Origin of the sequence: Paenibacillus residui (assembly GCF_042677205.1) — a bacterium.
Taxonomy (GTDB): Bacteria; Bacillota; Bacilli; order Paenibacillales; family NBRC-103111; genus Paenibacillus_L; species Paenibacillus_L residui.
Genome location: NZ_JBHTIU010000023.1, coordinates 65826 through 76637, shown reverse-complemented (window position 1 = coordinate 76637; position 10812 = coordinate 65826). Strand labels below are relative to the sequence as shown.

Annotated in this window: 11 protein-coding genes; 6 read left to right on the top strand and 5 right to left on the bottom strand. The window is 49.6% G+C overall.

The genetic code is table 11. The features are described 5' to 3' along the window. Window positions 1–89: 89 nt before the first annotated feature. Window positions 90–722, top strand: coding sequence for an SGNH/GDSL hydrolase family protein (locus ACFQ03_RS06710; protein WP_379286990.1), 633 nt, complete (start codon window positions 90–92; stop codon window positions 720–722). Window positions 723–1050: 328 nt separating this feature from the next. On the opposite strand, the gene mtnA is transcribed toward ACFQ03_RS06710, so the two are convergent. Together mtnA and mtnK are read right to left on the bottom strand one after the other, a co-directional pair. Beyond that, complete coding sequence (gene mtnA / locus ACFQ03_RS06705) at window positions 1051–2175, bottom strand: S-methyl-5-thioribose-1-phosphate isomerase (RefSeq protein ID WP_379286988.1); 1125 nt, start codon at window positions 2173–2175, stop codon at window positions 1051–1053. Window positions 2176–2228: 53 nt separating this feature from the next. Then, entirely contained in the window at window positions 2229–3431 is a 1203-nt protein-coding gene (gene mtnK / locus ACFQ03_RS06700; protein WP_144941510.1) for an S-methyl-5-thioribose kinase, read from the bottom strand. Window positions 3432–3883: 452 nt separating this feature from the next. On the opposite strand from mtnK, the gene sufC reads away from it, so the two are divergent. The 5 genes from sufC to sufB all read left to right on the top strand — a co-directional run bounded on the left by sufC (window position 3884) and on the right by sufB (window position 9184). After that, on the top strand, window positions 3884–4672 hold the full coding sequence (gene sufC / locus ACFQ03_RS06695; RefSeq protein WP_144941512.1) for a Fe-S cluster assembly ATPase SufC: 789 nt from the start codon (window positions 3884–3886) through the stop codon (window positions 4670–4672). A gap of 141 nt (window positions 4673–4813) precedes the next feature. Next, window positions 4814–6112, top strand: coding sequence for a Fe-S cluster assembly protein SufD (sufD, locus tag ACFQ03_RS06690; RefSeq protein WP_144941514.1), 1299 nt, complete (start codon window positions 4814–4816; stop codon window positions 6110–6112). Further along, window positions 6112–7338: a cysteine desulfurase gene (locus ACFQ03_RS06685; protein ID WP_144941516.1), complete on the top strand. Its 1227-nt coding sequence runs from the start codon at window positions 6112–6114 to the stop codon at window positions 7336–7338. Before sufD ends, ACFQ03_RS06685 begins: the two co-directional genes overlap by 1 nt. Continuing rightward, on the top strand, window positions 7325–7747 hold the full coding sequence (sufU, locus tag ACFQ03_RS06680) for a Fe-S cluster assembly sulfur transfer protein SufU (RefSeq protein WP_144941518.1): 423 nt from the start codon (window positions 7325–7327) through the stop codon (window positions 7745–7747). The genes ACFQ03_RS06685 and sufU overlap by 14 nt, the downstream gene beginning before the upstream one ends. Before the next feature lie 39 nt (window positions 7748–7786). Beyond that, on the top strand, window positions 7787–9184 hold the full coding sequence (gene sufB, locus ACFQ03_RS06675; RefSeq protein WP_144941520.1) for a Fe-S cluster assembly protein SufB: 1398 nt from the start codon (window positions 7787–7789) through the stop codon (window positions 9182–9184). A gap of 133 nt (window positions 9185–9317) precedes the next feature. Here the strand turns inward: sufB and ACFQ03_RS06670 are convergent, their stop codons facing one another. From ACFQ03_RS06670 to ACFQ03_RS06660, 3 genes are all read right to left on the bottom strand, one after another. Next, the gene (locus ACFQ03_RS06670) at window positions 9318–9509 is read right to left on the bottom strand and encodes a DUF6199 family natural product biosynthesis protein (protein ID WP_379286996.1); all 192 of its coding nucleotides are present in this window, start codon (window positions 9507–9509) and stop codon (window positions 9318–9320) included. Window positions 9510–9696: 187 nt separating this feature from the next. Next, entirely contained in the window at window positions 9697–10137 is a 441-nt protein-coding gene (locus tag ACFQ03_RS06665; protein ID WP_144941522.1) for an ImmA/IrrE family metallo-endopeptidase, read from the bottom strand. Between the two features lie 4 nt (window positions 10138–10141). Further along, a complete protein-coding gene (locus ACFQ03_RS06660; RefSeq protein WP_144941524.1) occupies window positions 10142–10471 on the bottom strand; it encodes a helix-turn-helix domain-containing protein in 330 nt (109 codons plus the stop codon). Window positions 10472–10812 lie beyond the last annotated feature (341 nt).

The following is a 10812-nucleotide window of genomic DNA, read 5'->3' as shown; positions in this document are numbered from 1 at the left end:
TGGTTTGCTGGTTTACCCAGCTACATCAAGGCCTATCTGCCGAATTTAAGCTGCGAAAGTTGAGTACTAACATAAAGGGGAAATGCAGTATGCTGATTTCGCAGAATGAGGTTGTGTTGTTCCAGGGCGACAGCATTACGGATACGTCGCGCAACCGGGATAACCCGAATGATCTGGGCAAAGGCTACGCCATGATGGCCGCCGGATTGTTTAATTCTATGTTTCCGGAGATGGGGATTACTTTCCTCAATCGCGGAATAAGCGGTAACCGGGTCAAGGATCTTCAAGGCCGCTGGCAGGAGGATTGTCTGGATCTGAAGCCCACTTTGGTTTCCATATACATAGGAATAAATAACACATGGAGAAAATTTGACCGGAACGATCCAACGAGTGCGGAAGATTTTGAAGCCGGGCTAAGGGATTTGCTTGTACAGACGAGAGACAAGCTTGGAGCCAAGCTGATGCTCATTGAGCCGTTCGTGCTCCCCGTGCCTGAAGACCGGAAGAGCTGGCGGACGGACCTAGATCCGAAGATTCATATCGTGAGGGAGCTGGCCCGTGAATTCAAGGCTGTGCTCGTTCCGCTGGACGGATTATTCGCACAGGCATCAACCCGCGCGAATGCAGCCTTCTGGGCTCCGGACGGCGTTCATCCTTCGCCCGCAGGTCATGCTCTTATCGCCGGAGCTTGGCTGCAAGCGGCCGGTGTCCAGTTCCCATAAATAACCCGTCAAATGGACGTGCAGCCTTTGAAGCTATTCCGTCCGCACTCCAGCGGAATCGGTGGTCTAAACCTTCCGCTAAACGCGGCCGCTTTTCTTTGCGGGGGGCCTTTAAAAACCTGCAAAGTGACGTATGACCTTGGAAGCTAATTCACTTAACCTGCAAAGTGGCGTACAGCCTTCGAAACTTAACCACTTTGCAAGGAACCCTTTTAAATTCCCGATTTCCGCAAAGTGGCGCAGCCTTCGAGGTGTATTGGTGCGTGACGCCCCGAAATTCCCGTAAAAAAATAAAGGAGGAGCGCTATGCTCCTCCGTTTCTATATGATTATCCGAACAGCTTGGGGAGATTCTCCTGGTAGGAAGGACGAATGATGCCTTTTTCAGTAATGATCGCCGTAACATATTCGTTCGGCGTTACATCGAAGGCCGGGTTGAATACTTTGATCCCTTGCGGAGCGGTTCTTCTGCCGAAGCCTTCCGTAACTTCCCTCTCATGACGTTCCTCGATAGGGATGAGGTCTCCCGTCGGGGTATTCATGTCAATCGTTGATAGTGGACATGCTACGTAGAAAGGAATATTATGCGCCTTGGCCAGTACAGCGAGCCCGTAGGTGCCGATCTTATTCGCCACGTCGCCATTGGCCGCTACCCGGTCCGTGCCGACTATAACGGCCTGTACCCAGCCCTTGGACATGACCATCGCCGCCATATTATCGCATATCAGGGTCACATCGATTCCGGCCTGCTGCAGCTCGAAGGCGGTTAGGCGCGCCCCTTGCAGCACCGGACGGGTCTCGTCGGCGAACACCTTCAGGTTCCAGCCCTGGGCCTTGGCCAGGTAGAATGGAGCGAGCGCCGTTCCATATCTTGCGGTTGCCAGACCTCCTGCATTGCAGTGGGTAAGCACGCCCATTCCATCCTCGAAGAGGGAGAGCGCATGCTCTCCGATCAGCCGGCAGGTCGTCTCGTCCTCCGCTTGAATGTCATGCGCTTCCTTGAGAACAAGCTGCTTGAGCTGCTCTACACGGTCGCCGTCTTCCGTTGAAGCGGAAGACGCTGCGGTCCACTCCACCGTCCTACTGCGGATCCGGTCCAATGCCCAGAACAGATTAACGGCTGTCGGTCTAGAGGTAGCCAGCCGGTCGGCTACTTCGTTAATCTTCAACTCGAGATTGTGCAGCCGCTCCCGCTCACTATCGCCCGCCGGCTCATAGCCCCGAATACCGAGGTAAACGCCATAGGCGGCCGCGATACCGATTGCCGGAGCCCCTCTCACCTTCATGGAGAAGATAGCTTCCCAAACCTCCTCCGCTTCGTTCAGGGAGAGGAAAACAATTTGCTCCGGAAGCAATCTCTGGTCCAGCATCTCCAGATGCTCTCCGGTCCAGCGCAGGGAAGCCAGTTCACGCGGCTCTTGCCCCGCGGCATCCGATAAATTCGTTCTATTCATGCCTATAACCTTCTTTCACGATCATTGGTGATAACGAGTAACTATTATAGCAATTATTTGGCGTATTGTTCAGCGATGGCAATAACTTCTTCAATAGATTCGGCCTTGCGGTTAAGCTTGATCAGCGCTTTACCGATGTTCAGGGCGATCGTCTCCGCATGGGCCCGCACCTGCGGATCCGCTATCGTGTCTATATCGGCTACATGCGCCAGCCCGACGATGCGGCGGACCATCTTACATCCGGCGAAGCCGATCGTGTCTCTCAGAATTTTCTTCATATAGAGGTCCCGATATCCTGGGGTGCGCGCCATTCGGTCGACATTGTCCCGCTCCCACAGCTGCACAAAATTACGGGAGAAGTGGCCCCACACATCACGGACGGTGTCCAGCAAGTATTGGCGGAATTCGGAGCGTTGGCCCGCATCCTTTATCCAGCCTTCCTGACCGGCGTAATTAAGCAGCAGATTGGCCACTACCGCGCCGATGTCGAAGCCCATAGGGCCATAATAGGCAAATTCCGGATCGATCATCTTGGTGGATTCCGGAGTAATAAAGATGCTTCCCGTATGCAAATCTCCATGCAGAAGGGCTTCGGCGTGGGTGAGGAAGGACTCTCTCAGCAATGCTACCTCCAAATGCAGCTCTTCATCCCGCCACAGCTTCTCCACCTCTTCACGAATAAGAGGATTGTAATTATTATTGCTGGAGTCGGTATACGGATCATCGAAAATGAGATCCTCCGTAATTTTGCACAGTTCCGGGTTAACGAATCTCTTGACCTGCTGCTTCTTAGCCTGCTGATTCATTCCGAGATCGGAAGTGTAGAACAGGGTATGCGCCATAAATTTACCCACATGCTCGGCAAAAAGCGGGTACCGGTTGCCTTCAATTAAGCCTTTGCGCATGATGATATGATCACTAAGGTCCTCCATGACGGTCAGAGCCAGCTCTTGATCGAAGGCATAGACGTGCGGGACAAGCCCGGGGCAGAGAGACTCCTGAAGCTGAAGAGCCTCGCTCTCGATCCGCGCCCGGTCCAGCGTGAGCGGCCACGATTCTCCGACAACCTTGGCGTAAGGCAGGGCCTGTTTCATAATAACGCTTGCTCCGCTCCTCGAATCTTTTATATGAAAGACAAGATTCAAATTGCCGTCGCCGATTTCGCGTACTTGCAAGTCTGCGTTCTCGGGAAATATGCCCGGCAAATTAGCAGCGTACCGGATTGCTTCTTCCAGCGATAGGGAATGATAGGACATCGGGATTCCTCCTTGTATAAATAAAGTTTGATTCGAATGCCGGTCAACGGACAATTCCAAATCTTTTGTCTATAGTATATGACAGAATGGCCCGTTAGGGGAGATTTAATTTTCAAGAGAACAGGTAGGAATACAATGAATTTGTAATTGAATCAATAGCTTGCGATGTTTAGGCGCCTTCCATTTGCTTTATTCCGACCTATAACCCTATAATGAGGTATGCATGGAAATTGCAGGGGGCAGATCTTTGTCGGGCATCGTGCAGAAGCTTCAGAAAGGGAAGTTCGTTCAAGTCATCCGGCTTGCTTTAATTTAATGTTGTTAAAATAAACGGTACACACTTTATTGATTTGTGGAAGTAAGCTATAATATAAGTTACAATGAGAATCACTGATTATCATTTAGAATAATTATCATCAAAAAATCAATATAACTGTGGAGGTAATGGTTACATGTCAAACGCAGTCAAATTTACTATAGACGGATTGAAGGCAACCGTCGAGGGGAAAGAAATTCTCAAGGGAGTTAATCTGGAAATCAAGGGTGGAGAAGTCCATGCGGTTATGGGACCGAATGGTACGGGGAAGAGTACGCTCGCTTCCACTTTGATGGGCCATCCCAAATATGAAGTTACCGGCGGAAGTGTTACTTTAGACGGTCAGGATGTATTGGAAATGGAAGTGGACGAAAGAGCAAGAGCCGGAATGTTCCTGGCCATGCAGTATCCAAGCGAAATTTCCGGTGTGACCAATTCCGATTTCTTGCGCAGCGCAATCAATGCCCGTCGTGAGGAAGGCGATGAAATTTCTCTCATCAAATTCATTCGCCAAATGGAAGGCAAGATGAAAGAACTGGAGATGAATCCGGAGTTTGCTCACCGGTATCTGAATGAAGGGTTTTCCGGCGGAGAGAAGAAGAGAAACGAAATTTTACAGATGATGATGCTCGATCCTCGTCTCGTCATTCTGGACGAGGTGGATTCCGGCCTCGATATCGACGCACTCCGCATTGTAGCGAACGGAGTCAACTCGATGCGCAGCGAAGAACGCGGCTTCCTCATCATTACCCACTATCAGCGTTTGCTGTCTTATATCAAACCGGATTATGTCCATGTCATGATGCAAGGTCGCATTGTCAAGTCCGGAGGACCTGAGCTTGCCGAACGCCTGGAGAAAGACGGCTACGATTGGGTTAAGGAAGAGCTTGGTATTGTAGACGAAACGGTTGGTCAGGAAGCCTAAGCTACTGACTGTTCGAATTAAGTCGGCCGCAGGCCGCCATGAACCCGGTTCACTGATTTTTCTTCAATAACACGATTCGTAACAAGATCGGATAAAGCAAAGAAGAAGCTTGCAGTCGGCAAGCTGGCAGGAGGAATATAGATGAGTACGCAGACCATTCTTCCAATCGACCGCAATTCCGTTATCGAGCATTCCAGGGTCAATAACGAACCCGAATGGATGACGAACCTTCGTTTGCAGGCGCTGGAATTGGCAGGACAATTGGAATACCCTAAATTAGAGAAGACGAGAATCGACCGCTGGAATTTAGAATCGCTGCATTCCCATGCCCAAGCGGGCAAGAGTCAGGTGATTCAGGAGATTCCCGAAGCGGCTAAGTCCTTGATGGACGAACAGACCGGCCCGCTTGTTTTTCTTAACAGCTCGGGGGAAGTATTCAGCCGGCTTCCCGAAGAACTGGCTTCGCAAGGCGTCATTTTCACAGACCTGAATACGGCCATCCAGAAGCATGCCGATTTGGTACAACCGTATTTTATGAAGGCAGTTACGATTGAAGAGCATAAATTTGCGGCTTTGCACGCGGCTTCCTGGAGCGGAGGAGTCTTCCTCTACGTTCCTAAGAATGTAACGGCCGAAATCCCGTTCCAATCCTTCTTCTTGGCGGACAGCGTGAATGCGGCTTACTCTTCGCACATTTTAATTGTGGCGGAAGACAACAGCTCTGTCATCTTTACGGACAGCCTGGTATCCCGCGAGCAGGAAGGAGAGCAGGTCTCCAACGTCGTCGTGGAAGTGTTTGTGAAGCAGGGGGCGAAGGTTCATTTCTCCTCAGTACATCAGATGGGAGAACGGACGGTTGACATTGCTTACCGCAGGGCGGTAGTGGAGAAGGACGGCTCTATCGAGTGGGTTGTCGGAGAGATGAATAACGGCAACGGAATATCGGACACCACTTCGCTTCTTAAAGGGGAAGGCTCCTTCTCCGATGCCAAAGTGATTTGTGTCGGGGTGAAAGCACAATCGTTGAATTTGACCACCCGTGCCGTTCATATCGGCAAGCGCACGACCAGCGAGATGAGCACTCGCGCAGTCATGCGTGATGAAGCGACAGCGATCATCAACGGGGTTACGAAAATCGAGAAAGGCGCAACCGGTGCTAACGGGGAGCAAGCGGAGCAGATTCTGATGCTCAGCCCGCAAGCCCGCGGGGATGCCAATCCGATATTGTTAATCGATGAAGATGAGGTTATGGCGGGCCACGCGGCCAGCGTTGGCCAGGTCAATCCGGAGCATATCCATTATTTGATGACGCGTGGAATCAGCAGGCAAGACGCAGAGAGATTGATTATCTACGGATTCCTCGCTCCTATCGTCTCTCAGATTCCGTTGGAGAAGCTGGAGCAGCGCCTGCGTCAAGTCGTTGAAAGGAAGCTGCGATAATGAGTCTCTTACAGGTTCGCGAGCTGTTCCCCATTCTGAATCAGGAAGTGAATGGTCACCCCTTGGTTTATTTGGACAGCGCCGCCAGTTCACAGAAGCCGACTCCGGTCATAGAAGCGCTCAAACGCTATTACGAAATGGACAATGCTAACGTGCACCGGGGAGTGCATACTCTCGGTTCCAGGGCTACCGATGCCTATGAAGGGGCGCGTGACAAGGTAAGACAATTTATCAATGCGAAATCCAGCGAGGAAATTATTTTTACACGCGGGACAACTACGGCCATTAACCTGGTGGCCAGCAGCTATGCCCGCAGTGTTTGCGGAGAAGGCGATGAAATTGTCCTTACTCCGATGGAGCATCACAGCAATCTCATTCCGTGGCAGCAGGTGGCCAAAGCGACCGGAGCTACACTGAAATATATTCCGATGGAACCGGACGGAACGATCCGTCTGGAGAATGTGGAGAACACCATCACCGACAATACCCGCATCGTTGCCATAACTTATGTGTCCAACGTGCTAGGGGTGATTAATCCGATTGAGGACATTGCGAGAATAGCTCACCGTCATGGGGCCAAAGTGCTGGTGGACGGGGCCCAGAGCACGCCTCATATGAAGGTCGATGTCCAGCAATTGGATTGTGACTTCTATGCATTTTCCGGCCATAAAATGTGTGGGCCTACCGGAATTGGGGCACTGTATGGGAAGAAGGAATTGCTCGAGCAGATGGAGCCGATCGAATTCGGCGGCGAAATGATCGACCATGTGGACTTGTACGAGTCCACATGGAAGGAGCTTCCCTGGAAGTTCGAAGGAGGAACTCCCATTATTGCCGGCGCCGTCGGAATGGCCGCCGCGATCGACTTCCTGAGCGATATCGGAATGGAGAATATCGAGAAGCATGAGAAATCGCTCGCCGCGGCGGCATGGGATCGGATGTCCGAAGTGGAGGATCTGGTCATTTACGGCCCTTCTTCCGATCGGGCTGGGCTGATTACCTTTAACCTGGGAGATATCCACCCGCATGATGTCGCAACGGTTCTGGATTCCCAAGGGGTGGCGATTCGCGCCGGGCATCACTGCTGCCAGCCTCTTATGCGGCAGTTGAACGTTTCGGCAACGGCCCGGGCCAGCTTCTATCTCTACAATACGGAAGAAGATATCGATCGCTTGGTTAAAGCTTTAATAAAAACAAAGGAGTACTTTGATCATGCAATTGGATGATTTATACCGCAGAGTGATTATGGACCATTATAAAAACCCGCGAAACCGCGGAAGCTTCGAAGATGGCGGTATAACGATTGATCTGAATAACCCCAGCTGCGGCGACCGGATCTCCCTGCAATTGAAGCTTGAGGATGGAATCGTTAAAGGCGCGCGTTTTCTGGGGGAAGGATGTTCAATCAGCTTATCCTCGGCGTCTATGATGACCGATGCGATCAAAGGAAAGAGCTTCGAAGAAGCGCTGGCTATGGCGGAGAACTTCTCCAATCTGATGAAGGGGGAGGACGTCGAATTTGAATACGAGGATATTGAGGCACTCTCGGGTGTCAACAAGTTCCCGGCACGGATCAAATGTGCGACTCTCGCCTGGAATGCCCTGCGCAAAGGAATTGACAAGGCCAATCAATAACCGTTTATAAATATTACCCAATATGGGAGGGAATCGAAGATGGCTAAGAAAATGCCTGAACTGGAAGAGTATAAATATGGTTTCCGCGACGAGCATAAGGCCGTTTTCCAAACTGGAAAAGGGTTGTCCAAGGAAATCGTAACCGAAATCTCCCGCATGAAGAATGAGCCGGAATGGATGCTGGAATTCCGTCTTAAATCTTTGGAGCAGTTTCTCAAGATGCCTATGCCGAGATGGGGCGGGAATCTGGATGAACTCGATTTCGATGATATCCAATACTATGTCAAGCCTTCCGAGAAGCAAGGGAAGACTTGGGAAGAGGTTCCGGCGGAAATTAAGGAAACCTTCGACAAGCTCGGAATTCCGGAAGCGGAGCAGAAGTTTCTGGCGGGAGTTTCCGCTCAGTACGAGTCCGAGGTTGTATACCACAATATGCAAAAGGATTTGGAAGACCAAGGCGTTATCTTCATGGATACCGACTCCGCTCTCAAAGAGCACCCGGAATTGTTCCGCAAATATTTCGGTACGGTCGTTCCTCCGTCCGATAACAAGTTTGCAGCTTTGAACAGCGCTGTATGGTCCGGGGGAAGCTTTATCTATGTACCTAAGGGCGTCAAATGCGAAATTCCGCTGCAAGCCTACTTCCGGATCAACTCCGAAAATATGGGTCAGTTCGAGAGAACGCTCATTATCGCGGATGAGGACAGCTTCGTCCATTACGTAGAAGGATGTACCGCGCCGATTTACAGCACGAACTCCTTGCACAGCGCAGTGGTTGAAATTCTCTGCCTCAAGAACTCCCGTGTCCGCTATACGACGATTCAGAACTGGGCTCCGAACATTTATAACCTGGTGACGAAGCGTGCCGTTGCGGAAGAGAACGCCAATATGGAGTGGGTAGACGGCAACATCGGGTCGAAACTGACGATGAAATACCCGGCAGTCATCTTGAAGGGACGCGGAGCGAAAGGTTCGGTTCTGTCCATTGCCGTAGCCGGCCGCGGACAGCATCAGGATGCCGGGGCGAAGATGCATCATCTGGCTCCGGAAACGACTTCGACGATCGTATCCAAGTCCATCAGCAAGCACGGAGGAAAAGTATCCTATCGCGGTCTGACTTCCTTCGGACGGAATTCCCAAGGGTCCAAAGCGAATATCGAATGCGATACGCTGATTATGGATAAGGAGTCTACCTCCGATACGATTCCTTATAACGAAATCAAGAACGATAATGTTACTCTGGAGCATGAGGCGAGAGTATCCAAAGTTTCCGAGGAGCAGCTCTTCTACTTGATGAGCCGCGGCCTGTCGGAAGAGGAAGCTACACAAATGATCGTAATGGGCTTCATCGAGCCGTTTACGAAGGAGCTTCCAATGGAATACGCCGTAGAGATGAACCGTTTGATTAAATTCGAAATGGAAGGCTCTATCGGGTAACATCTTACAAACCTATCGGCCGGAATCGTTTGTGCCGCTCGTATAATGAAGGAGGCGAACTTTAAAGTTCGCCTCCTTTTAATTTTCTTTAATGATCGGTGATTGGAATTCAAGTGAGGGACGAAGGTTATTTTTACAATAGGATTTGGACGAAGATACCAACAACACCTATACTAAAACACACTATCCCGCCAAAGCGTGTATTCCATAGATAGAGGTCTGATGGTTCGGTAGCATCCCTAGATGTCCACTTTTCAGTAAGATTCCAGAGCAGCTTAGTCTTGAAAAGCATTAATAATCCTGCAAGGATAAGAAAAATGCTCATGAAAATCATAGAAATCAAGCCCCCCTAGCTTATAACGGATTAATAATAATTACGGATCGGCGAAAAATAGGTTCCTTTAGAAAATTAAATAACAATATTCCAAAGACTTCGGAATATTGCAAAAATCAATTGATGAAATTCCCCGCGTATCCTCGAAGGAACCCTAAAGGGGTATTTTCCTAAAGATCTATAAGATTAACAGGGGATCAAAATAGATCGTAAAACACTTCCATTGCGTATGCGTCCCATAAATTTCCTGATAGCGCTTTAGGCTGTCCTCGAGGAAGCTTTCCGTAACCTCCAGGTATTCGGCAAGCTCATATCGGTTATGAATCCCTTGCTTATGAGCCTGTACGAAGGAGGAAAGAGGGATTAGTTTTCTGTAGGCCCAGGTCCGTGCCCTTTGTTCCTGCTTGCGGTTAGGAATGGAGCTTTGGTCCAGTATATTGCCGATGGATGTGTGATAATGCCCGTTCTCTTCGGCAAGAATACATGCTTTTTCGGTGCTTGTCGGTATGCTCTTATTGATCCAAATTACGTTATCTGCGTACAGTCCCTTAATGGTGGAAGGCATGTCCACTTCGAAAACTCTCGCTTCGGTCTCCTTAAGAAGCTTGTCATACAGCATGCAATCACCCCTGTGGCTTGCGTTGAGATTTTACAAACTCCTTAAACTTGCGGATCGTCTCCAATTCTTCTGCGGTCCAATCTTCTCCGTCATGATGAGCGGCGATCGTTTGGATGCTGCCGTTGTCATTAGCCGCCATCTCCTCCAAATCCTCAATGGTAATCCCTAGCGCCCGGCACACTTTGATTACGTTATTAACAGATGCTCCCCCCACACCCCGCATTAATATGGACCTTAGCGTTGTATAGGGTATACCTGCTTTTTCAGCAAAAGCCTTAGTATTTAAACCGGTTTGATCGATCAATTTTTTCAATACTTCCGCTCTTTTCACCATTGAATCCCCTTTTCAATCAATATACGGAATTCCGTACTTGTATCCTAATTATACTTGTTTGTAACTGAAAAAGAAATGTTCAATTGCGTAATTTTATTTATTTTTTATGTTGACTTAATACGAAATTGAGTATATCATGAACTTGTGATACGAAATTGAATACCGAAAGGAGTGAGAATGTTTCTAACTTAAAATCGGAAGGGGTGAAAAGCGCAATACGAGGGAGAAATCTCTAAGAATTAGCGCATCAAAGAGCCCGGAAGGTCAGTTATGCAGCATCGTCGGATTTTTCCGAGCTAGCTTAGGAGGTCAGAATTGAAGGCCTTGATGGCCACAATGAG

What these genes read in the sequence shown, in the direction of transcription:
- sufU (WP_144941518.1), top strand. Translation starts at nt 7,325, where the DNA reads ATGCAATTGGATGATTTATACCGCAGAGTGATTATGGACCATTATAAA.
- ACFQ03_RS06710 (WP_379286990.1), top strand. Translation starts at nt 90, where the DNA reads ATGCTGATTTCGCAGAATGAGGTTGTGTTGTTCCAGGGCGACAGCATT.
- sufD (WP_144941514.1), top strand. Translation starts at nt 4,814, where the DNA reads ATGAGTACGCAGACCATTCTTCCAATCGACCGCAATTCCGTTATCGAG.
- mtnA (WP_379286988.1), bottom strand. Translation starts at nt 2,175, where the DNA reads ATGAATAGAACGAATTTATCGGATGCCGCGGGGCAAGAGCCGCGTGAA.
- ACFQ03_RS06685 (WP_144941516.1), top strand. Translation starts at nt 6,112, where the DNA reads ATGAGTCTCTTACAGGTTCGCGAGCTGTTCCCCATTCTGAATCAGGAA.
- ACFQ03_RS06660 (WP_144941524.1), bottom strand. Translation starts at nt 10,471, where the DNA reads ATGGTGAAAAGAGCGGAAGTATTGAAAAAATTGATCGATCAAACCGGT.
- ACFQ03_RS06665 (WP_144941522.1), bottom strand. Translation starts at nt 10,137, where the DNA reads ATGCTGTATGACAAGCTTCTTAAGGAGACCGAAGCGAGAGTTTTCGAA.
- ACFQ03_RS06670 (WP_379286996.1), bottom strand. Translation starts at nt 9,509, where the DNA reads ATGAGCATTTTTCTTATCCTTGCAGGATTATTAATGCTTTTCAAGACT.
- sufC (WP_144941512.1), top strand. Translation starts at nt 3,884, where the DNA reads ATGTCAAACGCAGTCAAATTTACTATAGACGGATTGAAGGCAACCGTC.
- mtnK (WP_144941510.1), bottom strand. Translation starts at nt 3,431, where the DNA reads ATGTCCTATCATTCCCTATCGCTGGAAGAAGCAATCCGGTACGCTGCT.
- sufB (WP_144941520.1), top strand. Translation starts at nt 7,787, where the DNA reads ATGGCTAAGAAAATGCCTGAACTGGAAGAGTATAAATATGGTTTCCGC.